General features: G+C 62.7%; 24 protein-coding genes and 1 tRNA gene. 16 read left to right on the plus strand and 9 right to left on the minus strand.

Going from position 1 to position 19,648, the window contains the following annotated elements; translation table 11 throughout:
• Window positions 1-89: 89 nt before the first annotated feature.
• Window positions 90-1,583: a glycerol kinase GlpK gene (glpK, locus tag CK219_RS03460; protein WP_095765320.1), complete on the plus strand. Its 1,494-nt coding sequence runs from the start codon at window positions 90-92 to the stop codon at window positions 1,581-1,583.
• 73 nt (window positions 1,584-1,656) lie between these two features.
• Here glpK and CK219_RS03465 read toward each other — a convergent pair whose 3' ends face one another.
• The gene (locus CK219_RS03465; protein WP_095765321.1) at window positions 1,657-2,112 is read right to left on the minus strand and encodes a BA14K family protein; all 456 of its coding nucleotides are present in this window, start codon (window positions 2,110-2,112) and stop codon (window positions 1,657-1,659) included.
• A 291-nt stretch (window positions 2,113-2,403) separates the two neighbouring features.
• Here CK219_RS03465 and CK219_RS03470 point away from each other — a divergent pair.
• From CK219_RS03470 to CK219_RS03480, 3 genes are all read left to right on the plus strand, one after another.
• Window positions 2,404-2,479, plus strand: a tRNA-Lys gene (locus tag CK219_RS03470).
• Between the two features lie 350 nt (window positions 2,480-2,829).
• Window positions 2,830-3,261: a DUF4145 domain-containing protein gene (locus CK219_RS03475; protein ID WP_176476912.1), complete on the plus strand. Its 432-nt coding sequence runs from the start codon at window positions 2,830-2,832 to the stop codon at window positions 3,259-3,261.
• A gap of 69 nt (window positions 3,262-3,330) precedes the next feature.
• Window positions 3,331-3,846 (plus strand): hypothetical protein, encoded by a 516-nt coding sequence (locus tag CK219_RS03480; RefSeq protein WP_095765323.1) that lies wholly within the window; start codon window positions 3,331-3,333, stop codon window positions 3,844-3,846.
• 276 nt (window positions 3,847-4,122) lie between these two features.
• Here the strand turns inward: CK219_RS03480 and CK219_RS31035 are convergent, their stop codons facing one another.
• A complete protein-coding gene (locus tag CK219_RS31035) occupies window positions 4,123-4,464 on the minus strand; it encodes a hypothetical protein (protein ID WP_141245288.1) in 342 nt (113 codons plus the stop codon).
• 10 nt (window positions 4,465-4,474) lie between these two features.
• On the opposite strand from CK219_RS31035, the gene CK219_RS31040 reads away from it, so the two are divergent.
• Window positions 4,475-4,660: a hypothetical protein gene (locus CK219_RS31040; RefSeq protein WP_141245289.1), complete on the plus strand. Its 186-nt coding sequence runs from the start codon at window positions 4,475-4,477 to the stop codon at window positions 4,658-4,660.
• A 277-nt stretch (window positions 4,661-4,937) separates the two neighbouring features.
• Here the strand turns inward: CK219_RS31040 and CK219_RS31595 are convergent, their stop codons facing one another.
• A complete protein-coding gene (locus tag CK219_RS31595; protein ID WP_176476913.1) occupies window positions 4,938-5,111 on the minus strand; it encodes a hypothetical protein in 174 nt (57 codons plus the stop codon).
• Window positions 5,112-5,195: 84 nt separating this feature from the next.
• On the opposite strand from CK219_RS31595, the gene CK219_RS03495 reads away from it, so the two are divergent.
• Window positions 5,196-5,996 (plus strand): hypothetical protein, encoded by an 801-nt coding sequence (locus CK219_RS03495; RefSeq protein ID WP_095765326.1) that lies wholly within the window; start codon window positions 5,196-5,198, stop codon window positions 5,994-5,996.
• Window positions 5,997-6,167: 171 nt separating this feature from the next.
• On the opposite strand, the gene CK219_RS03500 is transcribed toward CK219_RS03495, so the two are convergent.
• A complete protein-coding gene (locus CK219_RS03500; RefSeq protein ID WP_095765327.1) occupies window positions 6,168-6,461 on the minus strand; it encodes a hypothetical protein in 294 nt (97 codons plus the stop codon).
• 341 nt (window positions 6,462-6,802) lie between these two features.
• On the opposite strand from CK219_RS03500, the gene CK219_RS03505 reads away from it, so the two are divergent.
• From CK219_RS03505 to CK219_RS03515, 3 genes are all read left to right on the plus strand, one after another.
• On the plus strand, window positions 6,803-6,979 hold the full coding sequence (locus CK219_RS03505) for a hypothetical protein (protein WP_348628327.1): 177 nt from the start codon (window positions 6,803-6,805) through the stop codon (window positions 6,977-6,979).
• A gap of 189 nt (window positions 6,980-7,168) precedes the next feature.
• On the plus strand, window positions 7,169-7,375 hold the full coding sequence (locus tag CK219_RS03510) for a hypothetical protein (RefSeq protein ID WP_095765328.1): 207 nt from the start codon (window positions 7,169-7,171) through the stop codon (window positions 7,373-7,375).
• 98 nt (window positions 7,376-7,473) lie between these two features.
• On the plus strand, window positions 7,474-8,619 hold the full coding sequence (locus tag CK219_RS03515; RefSeq protein ID WP_095765329.1) for a hypothetical protein: 1,146 nt from the start codon (window positions 7,474-7,476) through the stop codon (window positions 8,617-8,619).
• A 31-nt stretch (window positions 8,620-8,650) separates the two neighbouring features.
• Here CK219_RS03515 and dprA read toward each other — a convergent pair whose 3' ends face one another.
• The 4 genes from dprA to CK219_RS03535 all read right to left on the minus strand — a co-directional run bounded on the left by dprA (window position 8,651) and on the right by CK219_RS03535 (window position 12,791).
• The gene (dprA, locus tag CK219_RS03520) at window positions 8,651-9,778 is read right to left on the minus strand and encodes a DNA-processing protein DprA (RefSeq protein ID WP_095765330.1); all 1,128 of its coding nucleotides are present in this window, start codon (window positions 9,776-9,778) and stop codon (window positions 8,651-8,653) included.
• Window positions 9,775-10,356: a glycerol-3-phosphate 1-O-acyltransferase PlsY gene (gene plsY / locus CK219_RS03525; RefSeq protein WP_095765613.1), complete on the minus strand. Its 582-nt coding sequence runs from the start codon at window positions 10,354-10,356 to the stop codon at window positions 9,775-9,777. The genes dprA and plsY overlap by 4 nt, the downstream gene beginning before the upstream one ends.
• Window positions 10,357-10,542: 186 nt before the next feature.
• On the minus strand, window positions 10,543-11,829 hold the full coding sequence (locus tag CK219_RS03530) for a dihydroorotase (protein ID WP_095765331.1): 1,287 nt from the start codon (window positions 11,827-11,829) through the stop codon (window positions 10,543-10,545).
• Window positions 11,826-12,791 (minus strand): aspartate carbamoyltransferase catalytic subunit, encoded by a 966-nt coding sequence (locus tag CK219_RS03535; protein ID WP_095765332.1) that lies wholly within the window; start codon window positions 12,789-12,791, stop codon window positions 11,826-11,828. The genes CK219_RS03530 and CK219_RS03535 overlap by 4 nt, the downstream gene beginning before the upstream one ends.
• A 201-nt stretch (window positions 12,792-12,992) precedes the next feature.
• Between CK219_RS03535 and CK219_RS03540 the strand changes: the two genes are divergently transcribed.
• The 3 genes from CK219_RS03540 (at window position 12,993) to CK219_RS03550 (ending at window position 15,846) form a co-directional block, all read left to right on the plus strand.
• A complete protein-coding gene (locus CK219_RS03540) occupies window positions 12,993-14,621 on the plus strand; it encodes a DNA alkylation response protein (protein ID WP_095765614.1) in 1,629 nt (542 codons plus the stop codon).
• Between the two features lie 326 nt (window positions 14,622-14,947).
• Window positions 14,948-15,505 carry a hypothetical protein gene (locus tag CK219_RS03545; RefSeq protein WP_095765333.1) on the plus strand — a complete coding sequence of 186 codons (558 nt, stop codon included), beginning with the start codon at window positions 14,948-14,950 and terminating at the stop codon, window positions 15,503-15,505.
• Window positions 15,505-15,846: a DUF6105 family protein gene (locus CK219_RS03550; protein ID WP_095765334.1), complete on the plus strand. Its 342-nt coding sequence runs from the start codon at window positions 15,505-15,507 to the stop codon at window positions 15,844-15,846. Before CK219_RS03545 ends, CK219_RS03550 begins: the two co-directional genes overlap by 1 nt.
• Here CK219_RS03550 and ruvX read toward each other — a convergent pair.
• On the minus strand, window positions 15,788-16,270 hold the full coding sequence (gene ruvX, locus CK219_RS03555) for a Holliday junction resolvase RuvX (RefSeq protein WP_095765335.1): 483 nt from the start codon (window positions 16,268-16,270) through the stop codon (window positions 15,788-15,790). The two genes, CK219_RS03550 and ruvX, sit on opposite strands and share 59 nt — an antisense overlap.
• A gap of 116 nt (window positions 16,271-16,386) precedes the next feature.
• On the opposite strand from ruvX, the gene CK219_RS03560 reads away from it, so the two are divergent.
• From CK219_RS03560 to CK219_RS03575, 4 genes are all read left to right on the plus strand, one after another.
• Complete coding sequence (locus CK219_RS03560; protein WP_095765336.1) at window positions 16,387-17,094, plus strand: metal-dependent hydrolase; 708 nt, start codon at window positions 16,387-16,389, stop codon at window positions 17,092-17,094.
• A 216-nt stretch (window positions 17,095-17,310) separates the two neighbouring features.
• A complete protein-coding gene (gatC, locus tag CK219_RS03565) occupies window positions 17,311-17,598 on the plus strand; it encodes an Asp-tRNA(Asn)/Glu-tRNA(Gln) amidotransferase subunit GatC (RefSeq protein WP_095765337.1) in 288 nt (95 codons plus the stop codon).
• A 3-nt stretch (window positions 17,599-17,601) separates the two neighbouring features.
• Window positions 17,602-18,060 carry a GNAT family N-acetyltransferase gene (locus tag CK219_RS03570; RefSeq protein WP_095765338.1) on the plus strand — a complete coding sequence of 153 codons (459 nt, stop codon included), beginning with the start codon at window positions 17,602-17,604 and terminating at the stop codon, window positions 18,058-18,060.
• Window positions 18,060-19,625, plus strand: a complete 1,566-nt coding sequence (locus CK219_RS03575; RefSeq protein ID WP_095765339.1) for an amidase family protein — start codon at window positions 18,060-18,062, stop codon at window positions 19,623-19,625. Before CK219_RS03570 ends, CK219_RS03575 begins: the two co-directional genes overlap by 1 nt.
• Window positions 19,626-19,648: the final 23 nt, after the last annotated feature.

The following is a 19,648-nucleotide window of genomic DNA, read 5'->3' on the forward strand; positions in this document are numbered from 1 at the left end:
CATGACGCGGGCGTGCTTGCCCATGTCGGAAGTGCAGGGGAGGCGGCTTTGCCGTCTCCCCTGTTGCATGAAAAGCGGAGGGATGCGGAATGAGCGGTTTTGTGCTGGCCATCGATCAGGGAACGACCTCGACCAGGGCGATACTGTTCGACGACAAGATGAAAGTCGCCGGCACCGGCCAGCAGGAATTCGCGCAGCATTATCCGGCTTCCGGCTGGGTCGAACATGACCCGGAAGACATCTGGGCAAGCGTTCTCGCCACGGTGAAAGCGGCCTTGAAGGCCGCCGCCCGCACGGCTTCGGATATAGCCGCGATCGGCATCACCAACCAGCGCGAGACCGTCGTCATCTGGGACAGGGCGACCGGCAAGCCGATCCATAACGCGATCGTCTGGCAGGACAGGCGCACCGCGCCGCTCTGCCAGAAGCTGAAGAAGCAGGGACTGGAGAAGACATTCACGAAGAAGACCGGCCTGCTGCTCGATCCGTATTTCTCCGGCACCAAGATCTCCTGGATGCTCGACAAGGTGAAGGGTGCCAGAAAGCGCGCCGAGAAGAGCGAGTTGCTCGCCGGCACCATCGACAGCTTTCTCATCTGGCGGCTGACCGGCGGCCAAATGCACGCAACCGACGCGACAAATGCCTCGCGCACGCTGGTCTACAACATCGAGAAGAATGTCTGGGACGACGAGCTGCTCTCGATCCTGAAGATCCCGGCCGCGATCCTGCCTGAGGTGAAGGACTGCGCCGACGATTTCGGTGTCACCGAGAAGAGCCTTTTCGGGGCCGAGATGCGGATCCTCGGGGTGGCCGGCGACCAGCATGCGGCGACCATCGGCCAGGCCTGTTTCGAGCCCGGCATGATGAAATCGACCTATGGCACCGGCTGCTTCGCGCTGCTCAACACCGGCGCCGATCTGGTGCGTTCGAAGAACCGGCTTTTGACCACCATCGCCTATCGGCTCAACGGCAAGACAACCTACGCGCTGGAAGGCTCGATCTTCATCGCGGGCGCAGCCGTGCAGTGGTTGCGCGACGGCATCAAGGTGATCGGCAAGGCCGAGCAGAGCGGAGTATTGGCTGCGGCCGCTGACCCTGCGCAACAGGTCTATCTGGTGCCGGCCTTCGTCGGCCTCGGCGCGCCGCATTGGGACGCGGATGCGCGCGGCGCGATCTTCGGGTTGACGCGCAATTCGGGCCCGGCCGAGTTCGCCCGCGCGGCACTCGAATCGGTCGCCTTCCAGACGCGCGACCTGCTCGACGCCATGCGCAAGGACTGGAAAGGCGCCTCGGCCAAGACGGTGCTTCGGGTCGACGGCGGCATGGTGGCATCCGACTGGACCATGCAGCGGCTCGCCGACATTCTCGACGCACCGGTCGACCGTCCAACGATACTGGAGACGACGGCGCTGGGCGCGGCCTGGCTTGCCGGGTCGAAGGCCGGTGTCTGGCCGAAAGCGAAAGAATTCGCCAAGAGCTGGGCGCTGGAGCGGTGCTTCGAGCCGCAGATGGACGCCGCAACGCGCGGTGCGAAACTGGCCGGATGGCGCGATGCGGTGCGCAGGACGCTGAGCTCTCGCTAACATCGGAACGAGAGAGCCCGTGCCTCTCGAGGCACGGGCTCAGTCAACGGCCCTGGGTACTGACTGGAGGCCGTCAGTAGGGCGAAACGCACTGCTGACGCGGGCCGTTGTTAGGCTGGAAGGTGTTGTCCGAGGCGCGATAGGAGCGGTAGCGGTCGTAGCACCACTGCACGTGCGCGTTGCCGCGATAGACGCGGTTGTTCTCGCTGTTGACGATGGCGCCGGTGATCAGCGCGCCGGTGGCGAAAGCTGCCAGCGGAAACCAATAGTCGCCATGCCGGCGATAGCCGCGGCGATACTCGCGATAGCCGCGATGGCCGTTCCAGTAGACGGCGTCACCACGACGCGAGAAATCGCGGTTGAAGCTGCGGTGCCTTCTCCAGTCCCGATACTGCACGGTCTGAAGATCTGACGACAGGCCCTGGGGTTGCGGTACATAAGCTGGCTGAGCGTTGACCGGCACCATCTCCGCCGCGAGGAACGACGCCGAGAGAGCGGTTGCCAACAGGCCGGATGCGATCTTGTTCATTGATCTTCTCCTCGATGGTTGATGGGGACGTCCTGTTTTGCGAAACGGGCCCGAATTGCAATGGTTCCCGTTCCAGCATCAGCCCATTGTGTCAGCCCATTGTTATTGTAGGGCTTTCTGAAGCAGCCCCAGGCCGGGCCATTGGCGCAGGCATCGAAAGCCGTTCACCGCGGCGTCCCTTCGAATCCGTTCAAGAAATCCGCCTTGGAAGCCCGTCTTTTTCCGGTTGACCGGCCGCGGCACTCTCCCTATGTTCCGCGCAATTTCGAGGGCGGCGTTCCGAGCCCACGGGAGCGCGTAGCTCAGCCGGTAGAGCAACTGACTTTTAATCAGTAGGTCATGGGTTCGAATCCCATCGCGCTCACCAAATTATACCATATATTTCATGAGGTTAGCTGGTCAAGTGCCAGGGTATCGAGATGAGTTGGTGCGCGGGCTATCCATTGGCTAACAGGTTCGGCGGCGCGCGGGGCAGGGGAGATTGTCTAAACGGTGGCATATTCAACGGCCGCGCACGCGTCCAGCGGCGGATTGATTCCAAATGAAAAATTGCAGGACCTAAGTCGCTGCCCGCACTGCGCTGTTGCGAAGCCGAATGTAAATCGCGTGTGGTCGGACAAATGGCGAAACGCGGGTGAAGAGCACTGGGCATCGTTCCGTTGCAATTCCTGCTCTGGCGTCATTACGTTGCAAATGAGGTTGGACAACACCGGCAGAATGGAAGCGATCGCCATCTTTCCCGCTGCGAAGGCCGCACACGAAGACATCCCAGCACCGGCGAGGACCTTCCTTCAACAAGGCTTCGAGACCCTTCATGCGCCGGATGCGGCGGCAGTAATGGCAGGCAGCGCTGTCGACGCGATGCTTAAGGCACATGGCCTGAATGACGGCGGCCTCTATGCGCGCATCGACGAGGCGCTGAATCAGAACCTGCTGACCGACGGGATGGCGAAGTGGGCGCATTCAGTCAGGCTTGGCTCCAACCGCCCAAGGCATGCCGACGAGAAGAAACCGCACGTTTCGGCTGACGAAGCAAGGCAGTCTGTTGAGTTTGCTGAGGCGCTCGGGAACTTCATGTTTGTTCTTACAGCTAGAATCGATCGCGGTATCAAAGCTGCCAAGCACGCAGAGAAAAGCCCGGCCACCTAAGCAGCCGGCAACGTTTCGGCAATTGGCGAATGCCATCTGCAGCAACAGCGACGATCATGGAGAAGGCTCATGTCGCCAGAATGGTTTTTTGCTGCTTCTAAGGCAGATCCATCAGGGAAGCTCGACCATGGAATCGAGCTGATCGAGAAATACCGAGAGGCGCTTTCTCGGCAGCATGACCTCATCTTCGCCGCCTGGCGGGCGAAGGACTTTCCCCAAGCCCTTGCTCAACTGCACTTCTTTTTCATCTCGCTTGACCGAATGAACGATGGCCTAGCGATCGTCGCGGAGATGCTAGGCGGCGACGTCGCTGCGTTTGCCGCTACCAGAAATTTCGAAGATTACAAGGACGCTCGCAACCATTTCGAGCATCTGGATGACCGTCTCTTTGGCGCCGGGAGGTATGCGCCCGAACCAGTCACGGAGGGCAGCTCTACAAGGCTGGTGCACTATGGCCTGTCGGGGAAGGATAAGCAGTTTGCTTGGGGCAAAAAGCGCGTGGACATCTCGGATGAGTTTTTGGCCGAGTATCTCGCTTATGTCGCCCAGTCCATTGAACTGACCAAGGCCGCTCTCAAACTGTAAGTCCGCCACGTCTCGGCAGCGGGCTATCGTTTCGCATGCGGAATGATCAATGCTTGGTGGCTGACATAGCCTCCAGCATGTCCCAGGCGCGGCGGCGCTGGCGTGACGCTGCGGAAGACGGCTAGGATGGGGCGGCTAATTAAGTGCTTCCATTCTACCTGTAGCTGATCAAATCCGGAGCGAGGTCCTGCTATAATCTTTTATGGCAGTCCGAATAGCGGTTGTCTTGGCGCTTCTCTTCGCCTTCGCCTACGGATTCGCAAAACTCGTGGAGCGTTATGGCGGCGTGGGCGATAGGCTTCCTCGGTGCGAATCGTCAAACCCTGCTTGTTCAGACGCGAACGCGCCGCCTGCAAATGGGATTGGTGGCAAGGTGCCGATCGAGGAGATCACGCCGAAGCCGAAGAAGCGCTGAGGCAAAAGGGCGATCAGCGGCGCCCCTTCAATTAAAAAGTGACATACCGCAAACCCGGTAAGCGGGATGTGATCAAACTTCCAAGCACACAGTCCAGCCAGCGCGCATTCTTGCTGGCCGCTGTCGTACAGCGCCGACGCGCTTGCCGCGTGCCGGCGGTTGTGGTTTCTCGGCAGGCTGGTGCTATGCTTGGTCGCAAGCATGGGAGCAACAATGGCCTACACTGTCATCTGGTATGATAGACAAGGCGTCATCGACAAGGTGACCTTTGACGCTGAGAAGATGGCGAAGGACCACGCAATCTCAATGTTCCCGGCCCGCAAGGGTGACGATGGAGTATTGTCGGTCGAAGTTCGCAGGGACAACGGCGCTGTCGTCTTCAGCCACGCGGAGAATTAGTAACGACCCGCAGGGCCCAAGGTTGCGCCCAATGCCGCATGCCTGTGCTCCTGATAGGTCCGCGCAAGCGCCATGCATTGCAGCGACATCGACCGGGATAGCCCGGCTGCTTCTCGACCCACGGCCGAAATGCCCATGCGGCGGCGTCGCCTTCATGTGCATCTGCCAGCACCCAACCTTGATCTTGAGATCGGTCGACCAGCGGCCGCGGGGAAGCGCCATAGCGTCGTTGTCGGCCGGCTCTGGCTCCGGTTGCGACATCAGGGTCAGATAGGCCCTATGGACCGCCTGCTGCCTGTCTGGTGGCAGCTTGGCGAACTGGCGCACCGTCATGCGGCAGCCCAAAGCCAACCGCAGTATGCCGTTTCTCGCCCCGTAGACGGCCAAGGCGCGTATTGCCATTCGTTGGCAGACGATAGGTGCCGATGCCATCGACCTCGATCTCGGTCATGCCGCGGCCTTCCGGGACGAAGCTTGCGTTTCGCCGCCGTCAAGATGATCTTCATCGTTGGGAAATTTGGCGGAGTGAGGGGAGATGATTGCCGAGGGGAAGGATTCATCGATCGAACTATTGGACGATCGTGTGCTTGTCTGCAAAGCCGGGAAGGTGACGGTCAATATTCCTATCACGGATGTACTGGAAACTCTGCATCAGCAAGCCGGCCCGTTGAGTGAAGGGCACCTGCAGATCAAGGCGCGCCAGACGCCCATCTCGGGCAAGGACGGGGTTGTGTTCTATGGCAACAGCGCCGAACCCGCATTCTCGAAGATGAACCGCGAAATCAATAGGCGAATCCAGTTGTCCCTGACGAGGCTTCGCGAGAATGCCCCGAAGCTCCACACGATGAGCATCACTCTTGGGTCGGGGAAGTTAATACGTGCCACTGGCGTCAAACTCTATCCTGAGGCCAAGGTCACGGAAATCCAAACCTTGCGGGCGCAGGCACGCAACGCGTTAGGACCGAGATCCAGCACATCTTTGGGTGTACTCGGTGCACCGGGCCCAGCCTTCGTGACGGAAGCGGCAGCGCTGTCCTTCATATCCGGACTTATGGCGAATGCCGCCGCGAAAGCAGCAGCAAAGCAGGCCCTCGAGGCAATCCACAAGGCCCAGAGGCTTTATGAAGTTATGATGGCGGACTTCGGCGCCGTTGTCGGCGTTGGCCACATATCCCAAATTGAAATACCGCAGCCGAGCCTTTGGCGAACATGGAGTCCCGGCGGAGACGTTTACCTTCACAACGGCGACGATTTTGTAAGCGTTGACTCGCCCGAAGGAGAGTTTTTGATCAATTGGCGGGACGTGTCCGCAATCCAATTGCTGAGGGGTGACTAGTGACAAGTTGGCGGCATATGACAAGACGCTGCCGTTGCCTACAAGGCCAGGAAACGTATTCGCCCTTTCCGCTGTCCTACGCCGGCTGATCGCTCCGCGCGTCCTGGCGCCTCTCTGTGGCCTCCTGCACGAGCCTCCTGCTGCTCGCGCTTCGCGGTCAGCCGATAGACTTCAGGCACGGCTGCAGTCGGACGGCTTGTTCTTCATCGTCCACTTGTCGCCGCGGCGTCCCCAATGCTCGATCCCGACAAGCTCGGAGCTATCAAACCAGCACGACACATTAAGCTTGGGGAAATGCAGGCACCTGGCAGCGCACCAGACCTTGTCGACATCGGCCTCGCCGGTGCCTTTTTTCCAAGGCGTGAACCCCTTGCCGGGCCGCTCGGTCAGATCACAGTTGCGCATGCCGCCGATGTTGCATAAGTCGCGGCTAAGGGTCATGGGCTCGGCGTCCAGCCCTTCCACTGCTCCCGCGTCATCGCATGATTCGTGAACTGCCCTCCCAAGCTTCCGCGATCACACCATGTCGATCGCAGATGTTTTAGCTATATTGCATATTGCGGCGGACCACGGTTTGCCAGGCCGGCGCCCGCTTAGGCAATCTCCAAAAAAGAGAGGCGCCGGCCATCCTTAGCCCGTCGCTAGGTGTGGGGGCACACCAGCGGCGGGCTATCGAACATTAGCAATCTCTTGACGAAGGCCTTGGCCGCGCCAGACTCATCGTGGCATGGCAAAGGGCAGCTTCAACATCGGCGATGAGGTCGCCATCGGCGCGACCGTGCGCAAGCGAGTTCACTGAAGGTCGGGTGAGCGTGTCTATCCCATCTTACGGCCAGCCGCATTCCATCGTAGACCGGATATCGAAGGTGAAGCACGGCCAGCCGATCGAGCTGATAGGCGATGTCACCCGCGTCGATGAGGGCAAGGTGACGGTCAATCTCGGCCTGCCGGTGAGTGATTTTTCCCTGACTTTTAATCAGTAGGTCATGGGTTCGAAGCCCATCGCGCTCACCAAATTTTCCACACCAAATAGATGCCAGAGCAAGCCTACCGAGCTTCCATATCCGGGCGATCGAAGCGGGACATGTCGTCTGCGTCTCCGGCAATCGGAACAAAAGCTTGCGCGCGGCTGTTTCCCTGTTGAAGGGACCGCAATCTGGGATGCGGATACAGTGGACGTACTGAACTTGGAGCTGGCCAGGGCCAGGCTGCGCGTCAAGCGCGCAGAAACTTCGCTCAATCATGCAAAAGAAATGCTGGATGAAGAATGTGGCGTCGGGATCAATCTCGCGCTGTGCGACCGCATAAGGTCGGAGAAGAAGCGAGTGGCGGAGGCCAGAAAGCGGCTGATGAACTTCGCTTCGACCGCCTCAGCGTAATGGGGTGACTTGCCCGAAGGCAAGAGAGATCCTGCCGCGTTGCCTTGTCCCTGGATGGGGCCGTGGTTAAACTCGGCGCCTCCGAGGGAGGCTCCAGGATGGCACTTGACCTTTCGGTAGATGCACAGGCGCCCAAGGCGGCGACGCCGCCGGGCAGATATCTTTTCGGCCCGGTCGCCGATTTCCTCATGCTCGGCGGCAGCGCGTTTCTGATCCTGCCACTGCTGTTCCTGGTGCCGCGCGAGTATGAAGGCTCATTGGCCGCGACGATGGTCGTCGTGGCCTATCTGGTGAACTATCCGCATTTCGCCCACTCCTACCAGATTTTCTACCGCAATTTCGGCCGCAAGGCGCGTGGCGAGGGCTACGACAGAAGCCTGCAGCTCCGCTACATTTTCGCCGGCGTCATCGTGCCAGTGGTCATGACCCTGTTCTTTGCCTATGGCGCGGCGACGTCGAACACGCGGCTGCTCGGCTTTGCGGCCAACGCGATGTTCTTCTTCGTCGGCTGGCACTACGTCAAGCAAGGCTACGGCATGCTGATGGTCGACGCCGTCCTGAAGCGCAAATTCTTCGACGACCGGGACAAGAAGGTGCTGCTCGTCAACAGCTATGCGGTTTGGATCCTGGCCTGGCTGCAGACGAATACGGCCGTGACGCAGGGGCAGTATTACGGCCTTCAATATTACACCTTCGCGGCGCCGTCCTGGATCACCGACATTGCCGTGCTGGCGGCCGTCGGATCGACGGCGGCCACGCTTTTCATGCTGGTCAACCGCTGGCGAAGGAATGGCCGCGGACTGCCTTACAACGGCATCGTGGCCTATGTCGCCTCGCTCTATCTCTGGATCCTGATCGCCAGGATTAACCCGCTCTGGCTGCTCGTGGTGCCGGCGCTGCACTCGCTGCAATATCTGGCCGTGGTGTGGCGCTATCAGACCAATGTCGAGCGTGACGTCTTGGATGCCGCGCGGGATCCGGAGCCGAAGATACTATCCGTGCTCGGGCCCCGCTATCGGTTGCGTGTGCTGGGATTCATCATCGGTGGCGGCGCGCTTGGCTATCTCGGCTTCTGGCTGATCCCGTTCTTGCTGACCGCCCTGGTTCCCTACGACAAACAGGTGCTCGGTTCGTCGCTGTTCTTCTTCATCGTGCTGATCTTCATCAATGTGCACCACTATTTCCTCGACAATGTGATGTGGCGCCGCGGTAATCCGGAAGTGTCGAAATATCTGTTCCGGTAAGGAAATCAGCGTTGCGGGCAAACGCGCCCGGTCACGCGATCAGCGACACGTTTCCGCCGGCGTGGCGCTCGAGCCGTCCGGCAAGGTCGAGCTCCAGGAGCACCATGGCAATCTGCGCGGCGCTCAGTCCCGTGTGGCGGATGATCTCGTCTATGCCTGTCGGCGTAGGCCCGAGCGCTTCCAACACATCGGCGCGGTCGTTTTCGCCTGGCGGCGGCATGGCTGATATGTCGGGCGCCTCGGCAAGTGGGGCGGTTCTTGGAAGCCGGATGCCGGCAAGCGGCGCCAGCGCGCTAAGGATATCGGCGGCTTCAGTGACCAGCGTGACGCCGTCCTTGAGCAGCGCGTTGCAGCCGGCAGCGCGCGGATCGAGCGGCGAGCCCGGCACGGCGAAGACCAGCCGGCCCATTTCATTGGCCAGGCGCGCGCTGATCAGCGAGCCGGAGCGCTGCGCCGCCTCAACCACCACCAGTCCGAGCGCCATCCCTGCGACCAGGCGGTTGCGGCGTGGGAAATCCTGCGCGCGCGGCTGCCACCCGAAGGGCATCTCGGAAACGATGGCGCCGCCGCGATCGGCGATCTCATCGCAAAGGCCGGCATTTTCAAGCGGGTAGGGGACATCGAGCCCGCCGGCCAGCACGCCGACTGTGCCGGTCGAAACGCTGCCTTTGTGGGCGGCCGTGTCGATGCCGCGCGCCAGGCCGGAAACGATGGCGTAGCCGTCGCGGCCGAGATCGGCCGCCAGCATGCGCGCCATCTTGATGCCGGCCAGCGAGGCATTGCGAGCGCCGACAACCGCCACCGCCGGCAAGCGGAAGACCGCGCCTTCGCCTTTTACCGCCAGCAACGGCGGCGGGTTGTCGAGAGTCTTCAATAGGGGCGGATAATCGGCCTCGCCGATGCCGACGAAGCGGGCGCCGGCGCGCCGCGCGGCCTCCAGCTCGGCTTCGGCTTCGGCGATGGAGGGGATGCGGACGATGCGATTGGCGCCGCCGGAGATCATCAGCTCCGGCAGCATTTCAAGTGCGGCTTCGGCCGAGCCGAAGCGGTTGATCAGCTCGCGAAACGAGGCCGGGCCGACATTGGGCGTGCGGATCAGGCGAAGCCAGGCAAGCCGCTGCCGATCGCTGAGACGCGGGGCGGCAGCCAGGGCGCTCATCCCTTCGCCCCGATCTTGCCCTCGGTGCCGGCGAGCAGCCGCGAGATGTTTGCTCGATGCTTGACGATGACGATCAGGCTCATCAGCGCGAACAGGCCCGCGATCTGCGGCGTGCTTGTGACATAGAGCGCGATCGGCACGACCACCGCGGCCGCCAATGCCGCCAAAGAGGAATAGCGGAACAGGAAGGCCATTGCGAGCCAGACGACGGCGAAGACAAGCATGCCTTGCCAGGCAAGGCCAAGCAGCACGCCGAGATAGGTGGCGACACCCTTGCCGCCCTTGAAGCCGAGCCAGACCGGGAAGAGGTGGCCGAGAAAGGCACCGAAACCGGCCAACAGTCCGTAGTCCGGCGAAAAATGCCTGGCGATCAGCACCGCGGCAGTGCCTTTCAGTGCATCGAGCAGCAGAGTGGCGGCAGCAAGGCCCTTGTTACCCGTCCTCAGCACATTGGTCGCGCCGATGTTGCCGGAGCCGATCTGGCGGACATCGCCGAGCCCGGCCGCACGGGTGATCAGAAGCCCGAACGGGATCGAGCCGAGCAGATAGCCGAAGACGAGCGCGATCACGTAACCCATTGTTTCCCCCATATTTCCTGCTGCCCGGTTGCTCGCCCAATGATTGATACACTGTGCGCTATGCAACCATAGTTTGCAAGTGCTGGCCCTGCTTGGGCGTGAATTTATCATAATGGTAGAGTCGGGAGGGTTCGCCAAGCAAGTCTATGCCGGGCAGGCTGAGCAGGGCTCAAGCGATGCGGTGGCTTATGCGGAAAACACCGTGCGGCCCGCCACCACCGTTTGCAGGACCGTGCCCTGCAGACGCGCGCCCTCGAAACAGGTGTTCTTGGAGCGTGAGCGCAGACCGCTCTCGCTGACGATCCACGGCGCGTCCAGATCGACGACCGCGAGATCGGCCGGCGCCCCCGGCTTCAGCGTGCCGCCCGGCAGGCCGAACAGTCTGGCCGGCGCCGTGGACAGCGTCTCGATCAGCCTCAACAGCGGCACGTCGCCATTGTGGTAAAGCCGAAGCGCCGCGCCCAGCAACGTCTCCAGCCCGATGGCGCCGGCAGCGGCGTCGGCGAAGGGCAGGCGCTTGGTGTCGACGTCCTGCGGATCGTGCGAGGAGACGATGATGTCGATCGTGCCGTCCTTGATCGCCTCGATCATCGCCAGCCGGTCGTCCTCGGCGCGCAAGGGCGGGGTCAGCCGGAAGAAGGTGCGGTATTCGCCGACATCGTTCTCGTTGAGCGACAGATTATGGATGGCGACGCCGGCTGTGACATTGGCGCCCTCGGTCTTGGCACGGTTTACCGCGCCGGCCGCCATCGCCGACGAGATTTTTGCCGCGTGATAGGCGCCGCCGGTCAGCCGGGCCAGCGCCAGGTCGCGTTCAAGCGGGATCAGCTCCGCTTCGCGCGGAATGCCCGACAGGCCGAGCCAGCTCGCATAGAGCCCTTCGTTCATCACGCCGGACGAGGCGAGATCGGCGTCCTGCGTTTCGTGCGCGATGACGCCGCCGAAATCGCGGGCGTAGGTCAGCGCGCGGCGCATCACCAGCGCATTGGCGATCGTGTGGCGGCCATCGGTGTAGGCGACGGCGCCAGCCTCGCGCAGCAGGCCGAACTCGGTCATCTCGCGGCCTTCGAGACCCTTGGTGATCGCTGCCGACGGGAAGATGTTGACGCTAGCGGTGTCGCGTGCCGTGCGCAGCACGAACTCGACCAGCGCCACATTGTCGATCACCGGATCGGTGTCCGGCATCATGACGATTGAGGTGACGCCGCCCGCCGCCGCGGCGACGCTTGCCGAAGCGATGGTTTCGCGATGCTCGCCGCCTGGTTCGCCGATGAAGACACGCGCGTCGACAAGGCCCGGAATGATCGTCTTGCCGGCGCAGTCGACGACGGCGGCGCCTTCCGGCACGCCCTGGTTCAACGCGGCTTTCCCGGCAGCGACGATTTTGCGGCCGTCGACTATGACGCTGCCGATCTCGTCCACGCCGCGCGAGGGGTCGACAATGTGCGCCTTGCTGAAGACGGTCATGCTCATGCGCCGCGCCCCTCATGGTTGCGGCGCGGATCAAGCAGAGCTTCCATCACCGCCATGCGCACGGCGACCCCCATCTCCACCTGTTCCTGGATGACGCTTTGCGGTCCGTCGGCGATCTCGGAGGCGATCTCGACGCCGCGGTTCATGGGGCCGGGATGCATGACCAGCGCATCGTCCTTGGCAGCTTTCAGCTTCTCGGCATCAAGGCCGAAATAGCGGAAATATTCGCGGATCGACGGCACGAAAGCGCCTTCCATGCGCTCGCGCTGCAGGCGCAGCATCATGACCACGTCGGCATCCTTCAGGCCTTCGGCCATCGAGCGCGACACGATCACCCCCATCCTGTCGATGCCGGAGGGCAGCAATGTCGAGGGCGCGACGACGCGCACCTGCGCGCCGAGCGCGTTCAGAAGCATGATGTTGGAGCGGGCGACGCGCGAATGCAGGATGTCGCCGCAGATCGCCACGATCAGCTTCGACAGCGGCCCCTTGGCACGGCGGATGGTCAGCGCATCGAGCAGCGCCTGCGTCGGGTGCTCGTGCGCGCCGTCGCCGGCATTGACCACCGAGCAGCCGACTTTCTGGGCGAGCAGGGCAGCCGCGCCAGCCGATTGGTGGCGGATGATCAGGATGTCGGGGCGCATGGCGTTGAGGGTTATGGCTGTATCGATCAGCGTCTCGCCCTTCTTCACCGAGGAGCTTGCCACCGACATGTTCATGACGTCGGCTCCGAGACGCTTGCCGGCGAGCTCGAAGGAGGATTGCGTGCGGGTCGATGCCTCGTAGAACAGGTTGATTTGGGTGCGGCCGCGCAGCGTCGAGGTCTTCTTTTCCGATTGCCGCGAGATCGCCACGGCCTGGTCGGCCCGATCGAGCAACAGCTCGATATCGGCGGGGGAAAGATCGCGGATGCCCAGAAGATGGCGGTGGGGGAAGAGCGGCAGGGACGAAGCGTCGGTCATCTCAAGGCGCTGCTATAGGGTGCGGTCCGGCCTGCCGCAAGCGCCAGCTTTGGATCGCGGGCGTTCTCCCCGGTATTTTCGTCGCGCGCCTTCCGTGGCTTGGGCTATAAGGCCCCAGTGGCTTCGGATTCGCGACCGCGGGCTTGGAAATGGTAAGAACCTCTCGGCCAACTGAAGGATTGGGCAACTGAAGGATTGGGCGTGACCGACGAGGTGATCAACCAGCCGCCGCCATTGGCAGGCGGCAATGCATGGCGGGGCGATCCGTTGCTCATCCAGCTGGCCGAGCGTTTTTCCGACCCCGTGCGCAAGGATCTCGACGGGCTTGGCCGGTTCGTGATGACGCAGGAAGCGCAGGAACTCGCCCGCCTCGCCAACACCGACACGCCGAAATTGCGCACCCATGACCGCCAGGGCCGCCGCCTCGATCTTGTCGAATATCATCCGGCCTATCATGCCTTGATGCGCCGCGCGATCGCCGGCGGCCTTCATTCTTCGGTATGGGAAAACGGCGACGCCGAGATCGGCCGCCGCCATCAGGTGAGGGCGGCACGCTTCTACCTGACCGCGGAGCTCGAGACGGGGCATCTTTGCCCCATCACCATGACCAGCGCTTCGCTGGCGGCCTTGATGGCAAGCCCGAAGCTTTTCCGCGAATGGGCGCCGCGCGTGACGACGCGCAAATACGACCAGGCGCAGAAGCCTCCGGTGCAGAAGACCGGGCTGACGCTCGGCATGGGCATGACCGAGAAGCAGGGCGGCACCGATGTGCGCGCCAACACCACCAGGGCGGAGCGCACCGGTAGTGGTTTTTACCGGTTGACCGGCCATAAATGGTTCATGTCGGCGCCGATGTCGGATGCCTTCCTGGTGCTCGGGCAGGTTCCGGAGGGGCTGTCCTGCTTCCTCGTGCCGCGCATCCTGGGCGACGGTTCCGGCAACGGGTTCCGCTTCCAGCGGCTGAAGGACAAGCTCGGCAACCGCTCGAACGCCTCGTCGGAGGTGGAGTTTGTCAATGCGATCGGCGAGATGGTCGGCGACCCGGGCGCAGGCGTGAAGACGATCATGGATATGGTGACGCTGACCAGGCTCGACTGCGCGGTCGCTTCGTCGGCGCTGATGCGGGCAGGCCTTGCCGAGGCCGTCCATCACACGCGTTATCGCCAGGTGTTCGGCTCCAACCTGATCGACCAGCCGCTGATGCAGCGGGTTCTGGCCGACATGGCGCTCGACGTCGCCGCGGCCACGGCGCTGTCATTCCGTCTGGCGCGCTCTTTCGACGAGGCGGCAAGCGACCGCGGCGAGGCGGCCTTTGCCCGGGCCATGACGCCAGTCGTCAAATACTGGGTCTGCAAGATCGCGCCGCAGCTGCTTTACGAGGCGATGGAATGCCTTGGCGGCAACGGCTATGTCGAGGAAGCGCCGCTTGCCCGCTATTACCGGGAGGCGCCGGTCAACGCGATCTGGGAGGGCTCTGGCAATGTCATGGCGCTCGACGTGCTGCGCGTGCTCGGCCGCGCGCCCGGCCTGTTTGAGGAGGTGCTGACCGGCATCGACCGCGATCTCGGCACCGGCGGGCGGGGCACCATCGGCGTGCTGAAGGCCGCCATGCAGGTCGCCGCGACCGACCAGGGCTCGGCGCGCCTGCTCACCGAACAGCTGGCGCTTTCGGCCGCGGCGGCGGAGCTGCGCCGACTGGGAGCAGGGCGGATCGCCGACGCGTTCGTCGAAACGCGGCTCGGCGGCCAGTGGCGCACCACCTACGGCATGCTCGATTCGCGCCACGACGCGCGCATGATCATCGACACGCTCTATCCACCGGTGACCTGATCCGCCTCTAAATCTCTAAATCAAGAGATTGAGCATCACGTCCTCCGACAACCGCTTCACGCTTTTTCGGCATCATACCGTAGAGCGCATCGCGTCGAAACGGATTTGGGCGACGCGCTTCAAGTCGTTGTTGTGATGCATGTCGCCCAGAACCGCTGCGCACTTTTGGGCGACATGCATTAAAGGCAGATTGCCGATCTGTGGACAGCTGTTAACCTTAACAAATGGTTTCCGTTGCAGCGAGCCGATGCAAAGCCCACTCTCCGCTTTGCTGGAGTAGGGAAGGGTTAACCATGACCTCCCCGAACTCCGCCAGCGGGAAACGTATGCGGCACGTGTTGAGCTCAGTTCTGGCCTTGCATTGGGCGGTGGTTTTCGCCCTGCTTGCCTATGTCTGCATGGACGGCAGCCGCGGCATAGCGACGGCTCTTGGCGTGCTCGGCCTTTCCGTCCGGGGCAACCGGTTTCCGCATTTTGAAAATGCGGCCGTGGTCGCACCGCTTTCGATCGCGTTGTTGATCGTCGCGGTGTTGTTCTGCTGGGCCTTCGTCGAAACGCTGCTGAACGCGGCGGCAAGGCCGGACGCGGGCGAGAGCGTGGCCCGGATCGCCTTCATCTCGGCATCTTTCCTGCTTTCGCTGATCCTCATCGGCGGCGTGGCGCAAGGCATAGACGGCCTGTTCATGATCGTCGCCATCCAGATGACGGCGCTGCTTGCCTCCTACATCGCCATGCTGGCTGAACGCCGCTCCACCTTTGCAGCAATGCACTTGCCCGAGGGTGATATACGCGTCGCCTCGCGCATGGCGATGGGAGCCGCGCACAGCTCGCTTCTTTCCCGCATATCCGGCCGCCCGGAAAACAAGCCTGGAGGCAGGCGCTGATGCGCACGATATTCACGCTCTGGGCTGCTCCGATGGCCATCTTTTGGGGATGGTTCTTCCTGTCGGCCAACGACATGAATTTCGGCTATGCGATGCTGAGCCGACAGGTGCACGATTTCGCTTTCCAGCTCTACGGCCAGATGCTCGGCGTCGATCCGGCGATCATTCCGGGCATGGTGGCGCGGACCTGCGTTTTCGACTTTTTCCTGCTCATGGGGCTTTGGGCCTTCCGGCGCCGACACAACATCGCCGAATGGATCAGACAGCGCCGGCACGGCGATATCAGTCCCGATCGGCTCGGCTCAGCGACTGAAGCCGGTCCAACGCTCCCTGCAGAATAAAGGCGGCGGCCGCCGAATCGATCTTGCCGGCGCGCTTTTTGCGCGAGAAATCCATCTCGATCAGTGTCCGTTCCGCCGCGACCGTCGACAGCCGCTCGTCCCACAGCACGAAGGGCAGGTCGGAAAGCGGCGCCATGTTGCGGACGAAGGCGCGGGATTTTTGCGCTCGGGGCCCTTCCGAGCCGTCCATGTTGACCGGGAGGCCGAGCACGACGGCGCCGACATTGTCCTTGTCGAGCTGAGCGAGCAGTTGGGCGGCATCCAGCGAAAATTTCTTACGTAGGATGACTGGGCGCGGATGGGCGAAGGACAGCCCGCGGTCGGAAACCGCCACACCGATCGTCTTGTCGCCGAGATCGAGCCCGGCGAGCGTCTTGCCGCCGGCAAGCCGCGCCGGCAGTTCCTCGATTGAAATAATGCCCAACGGCTTCCTCTGACATCCAGGCGTCACATCCTTTTGACGTGTAGGAGGAGGGCGCCACTTTCAATTTGCGACTAGCGTTCTATCTTCCGGCAACGGAGAAATCGAGGAAAACGTTCATGAAACTGACCTGGTACGGGCATTCGGCATTCCGCGTCGAGACCAAGGACGCCACCATTCTCATCGACCCCTATCTGGTCGGCAATCCATCTTGGACGGGCGGCTGGGAAGGGCCGGCGGAAGGCGTGACCCACGTGCTCCTGAGCCATGGCCATAACGACCATGTCAGCGGCGCGGTCGAAGTGCTGAAGAAAAGCGGCGCCATGCTGGTCGCCAATTTCGAGATCTGCATGTATCTCGTCGGCCAGGGCGTCAGCGGCGACAAGATCAATCCAGGCAATATCGGCGGCACCGTCGATTGCGGCCCTTTCACCACGACCTTCGTCCAGGCGCTGCACTCGTCCTCCTTCGGCGGCGAAGGCGGCACGAACACCTATCTCGGCAATCCGGGCGGGCTTGTCCTGCACTTCCCCGAGGACAAGACGCTCTACCATATGGGCGACACCGACATCTTCTCCGACATGGGGCTTATCAACGAATTGCACGAACCGAAGATCGGCATCGTGCCGATCGGCGACCGCTTCACCATGGGCGGCGCTGTGGCGGCCCTTGCCTGCCGCCGCTTCTTCGGCTTCGATACGGTCGTTCCCTGCCATTTCGGCACCTTCTCGATGATCGACCAGACCGCCGACAAGTTCGTCGCCGGCATGGAAGGCTCGGGCGTAAAGGTGGCGCTGCCGGACATCGGCAAGGCGATCACGATGTAGGTTTCTTTGTGTCGGAAGGGCTCTGCTCCCAAGCCAGGAAAAGATACGCTGCAGACAGGCCGGCAAACCGTGGCAGCCATTATCACTGCGAGGGCGTGGCATTGCCGCGTAAGCGCCCAGGGAGCGACCGCGTGGCGATCGAACCGGCATGATCCGTGTTGCACGCTGAGCGCGGCGCCGCTATAGCCCGAACTGGTTTTCCCGAGGCGATAGAACATGTCCGTTGATCTTCAGACCGTGAAGCGCGTCGCGCACCTTGCCCGCATAGCGGTGAGCGAGGAGGACGCCGAGCGCATGACCGGCGAATTGAACGCCATTCTCGGCTTCGTCGAGCAGTTGAACGAGGTCGATGTTTCCGGCGTCGAGCCGATGACCTCGGTCACGCCGATGGAGATGAAGAAGCGCCAGGATGCCGTCACCGACGGCAACAAGGCCGCCGACATCGTCGCCAACGCGCCGGCGACGGACGAGAACTTCTTCCTCGTTCCGAAGGTGGTGGAGTAGAGCGTGGCTGTCGAGATCGCCGTCGAGACGCCTTTGCAGGACGACGTGCGCGCGCTGGTCGCCGAACTCAACGCCGCGCTGCTCGAACTGACGCCGCCCGAGCACTGCTATCATCTCACCGTCGAGCAGATGGCCGACGAGAGTACGACGGTGTTCATCGCCCGCGACAACGGCCTTGCCGTCGGCTGCGGCGCGCTCAAACGCCATGACGATACGGTCGGCGAGGTCAAGCGTATGTACACGCGGCCTTCGCATCGCGGCCGCAAGATCGGCGCCGAGATCGTCGCACGTGTCGAGGCGCTGGCCCGGCAGGAAGGGCTGAAGCGCCTGGTCCTTGAAACCGGCGATCGGCACCCCGCCGCCTGGACCGTCTATGAGCGCGCCGGATTCTCGCGTTGCGGACCGGTGCTGGATTATCCCGATTCCGAGTGGTCGGTGTTTTACGAAAAGAGCTTTGCCTGATGACCGATCTCACACATCTCACCATTTCCGAGGCCCGCGCCAAGCTGCGCGGCAAGGAGATCACCGCGGCCGAGATCACCGAGGCCTATCTCGCGGCGATCGAGCGCGCCAATCCGGTGCTCAATGCCTATGTGACTGTGACCGCCGACAAGGCGCGCGACATGGCCAAGGCTTCCGATGCCAAGTTGGCCACGGGCGAGGGCGGCGCGCTGGAAGGCATTCCGCTCGGCATCAAGGACCTGTTCGCCACCGAAGGCATCCACACCCAGGCCTGCAGCCACGTGCTGGACGGCTTCAAGCCGCGCTACGAGTCGACCGTGACGACCAATCTGTGGGCCGACGGCGCCATCATGCTCGGCAAGCTCAACATGGACGAGTTCGCCATGGGCTCGTCCAACGAGACCTCCTATTACGGCCCGGTGATCAATCCGTGGCGTCGCTCGCGTGTCGAAACGGTGGTCATGCCAACGACGCATCAGGGCGATGGCGGCTTTGTGTCCGCCGGCGGCACGAAGACGGCGCGGACCTTGGACAACGCCCAGCTGGTACCGGGCGGCTCGTCGGGCGGGTCGGCTTCGTCGGTGGCCGCCTTCCTTTGCGCCGGCGCCACCGCCACCGATACCGGCGGCTCGATCCGCCAGCCAGCCGCCTTGACTGGCACGGTCGGCATCAAACCGACTTACGGGCGCTGCTCGCGCTGGGGCATCGTCGCCTTCGCTTCCTCGCTCGACCAGGCCGGGCCGATTGCGCGCGATGTGCGCGACGCCGCGATCCTGCTGAAGTCGATGGCCTCCGTCGACCCGAAAGACACGACCTCGGTCGACCGTCCGGTGCCGGACTATGAGGCGGCGATCGGCAAGCCGATCAAGGGCATGAAGGTCGGCATTCCGAAGGAGTATCGTGTCGAAGGCATGCCGGAAGACATCGAGGCGCTCTGGCAGAAAGGCATCGCATGGCTGAAGGACGCCGGCGCGGAAATCGTCGACATCTCGCTACCGCACACCAAATACGCCTTGCCGGCCTACTATATCGTGGCTCCTGCCGAAGCTTCGTCGAACCTCGCCCGCTATGACGGCGTGCGCTACGGCCTGCGCGTGCCCGGCAAGGATATCGTCGACATGTATGAGAAGACCCGCGCCGCCGGTTTCGGCCGCGAGGTCAAGCGCCGCATCATGATCGGCACCTATGTGCTGTCGGCGGGCTATTACGACGCCTACTATCTGCAGGCGCAGAAGGTGCGCACGCTGATCAAGCGCGACTTCGAGAACGTCTTTGCCGCCGGCGTCGATGTGATCCTGACGCCAGCGACGCCGTCGGCCGCCTTCGGCATCGCCGACGAGGACATGGCCTCCGATCCGGTCAAGATGTATCTCAATGACATCTTCACCGTGACGGTGAACATGGCCGGCCTTCCCGGCATTTCGGTGCCGGCCGGCCTCGACGGCAAGGGCCTGCCGCTCGGCCTGCAGCTGATCGGCCGCCCGTTCGACGAGGAAACGCTGTTCCAGACGGCCAACGTCATCGAGCAGGCCGCGGGCAGGTTCCAGCCGGAGAAGTGGTGGTAGCGTCGTCCCTCATCTGACAAGGG

The organism is Mesorhizobium sp. WSM4313 (assembly GCF_002294725.1).
GTDB lineage: Bacteria > Pseudomonadota > Alphaproteobacteria > Rhizobiales > Rhizobiaceae > Mesorhizobium.

Bases quoted from the DNA above. Each gene is read 5' to 3' on its own strand.
- glpK (WP_095765320.1), top strand. From the start codon at position 90: ATGAGCGGTTTTGTGCTGGCCATCGATCAGGGAACGACCTCGACCAGG.
- CK219_RS03465 (WP_095765321.1), bottom strand. From the start codon at position 2,112: ATGAACAAGATCGCATCCGGCCTGTTGGCAACCGCTCTCTCGGCGTCG.
- CK219_RS03475 (WP_176476912.1), top strand. From the start codon at position 2,830: ATGGAAGCGATCGCCATCTTTCCCGCTGCGAAGGCCGCACACGAAGAC.
- CK219_RS03480 (WP_095765323.1), top strand. From the start codon at position 3,331: ATGTCGCCAGAATGGTTTTTTGCTGCTTCTAAGGCAGATCCATCAGGG.
- CK219_RS31035 (WP_141245288.1), bottom strand. From the start codon at position 4,464: ATGCTTGCGACCAAGCATAGCACCAGCCTGCCGAGAAACCACAACCGC.
- CK219_RS31040 (WP_141245289.1), top strand. From the start codon at position 4,475: ATGGCCTACACTGTCATCTGGTATGATAGACAAGGCGTCATCGACAAG.
- CK219_RS31595 (WP_176476913.1), bottom strand. From the start codon at position 5,111: ATGACCGAGATCGAGGTCGATGGCATCGGCACCTATCGTCTGCCAACG.
- CK219_RS03495 (WP_095765326.1), top strand. From the start codon at position 5,196: ATGATTGCCGAGGGGAAGGATTCATCGATCGAACTATTGGACGATCGT.
- CK219_RS03515 (WP_095765329.1), top strand. From the start codon at position 7,474: ATGGCACTTGACCTTTCGGTAGATGCACAGGCGCCCAAGGCGGCGACG.
- dprA (WP_095765330.1), bottom strand. From the start codon at position 9,778: ATGAGCGCCCTGGCTGCCGCCCCGCGTCTCAGCGATCGGCAGCGGCTT.
- plsY (WP_095765613.1), bottom strand. From the start codon at position 10,356: ATGGGTTACGTGATCGCGCTCGTCTTCGGCTATCTGCTCGGCTCGATC.
- CK219_RS03530 (WP_095765331.1), bottom strand. From the start codon at position 11,829: ATGAGCATGACCGTCTTCAGCAAGGCGCACATTGTCGACCCCTCGCGC.
- CK219_RS03535 (WP_095765332.1), bottom strand. From the start codon at position 12,791: ATGACCGACGCTTCGTCCCTGCCGCTCTTCCCCCACCGCCATCTTCTG.
- CK219_RS03545 (WP_095765333.1), top strand. From the start codon at position 14,948: ATGCGGCACGTGTTGAGCTCAGTTCTGGCCTTGCATTGGGCGGTGGTT.
- CK219_RS03550 (WP_095765334.1), top strand. From the start codon at position 15,505: ATGCGCACGATATTCACGCTCTGGGCTGCTCCGATGGCCATCTTTTGG.
- CK219_RS03560 (WP_095765336.1), top strand. From the start codon at position 16,387: ATGAAACTGACCTGGTACGGGCATTCGGCATTCCGCGTCGAGACCAAG.
- gatC (WP_095765337.1), top strand. From the start codon at position 17,311: ATGTCCGTTGATCTTCAGACCGTGAAGCGCGTCGCGCACCTTGCCCGC.
- CK219_RS03575 (WP_095765339.1), top strand. From the start codon at position 18,060: ATGACCGATCTCACACATCTCACCATTTCCGAGGCCCGCGCCAAGCTG.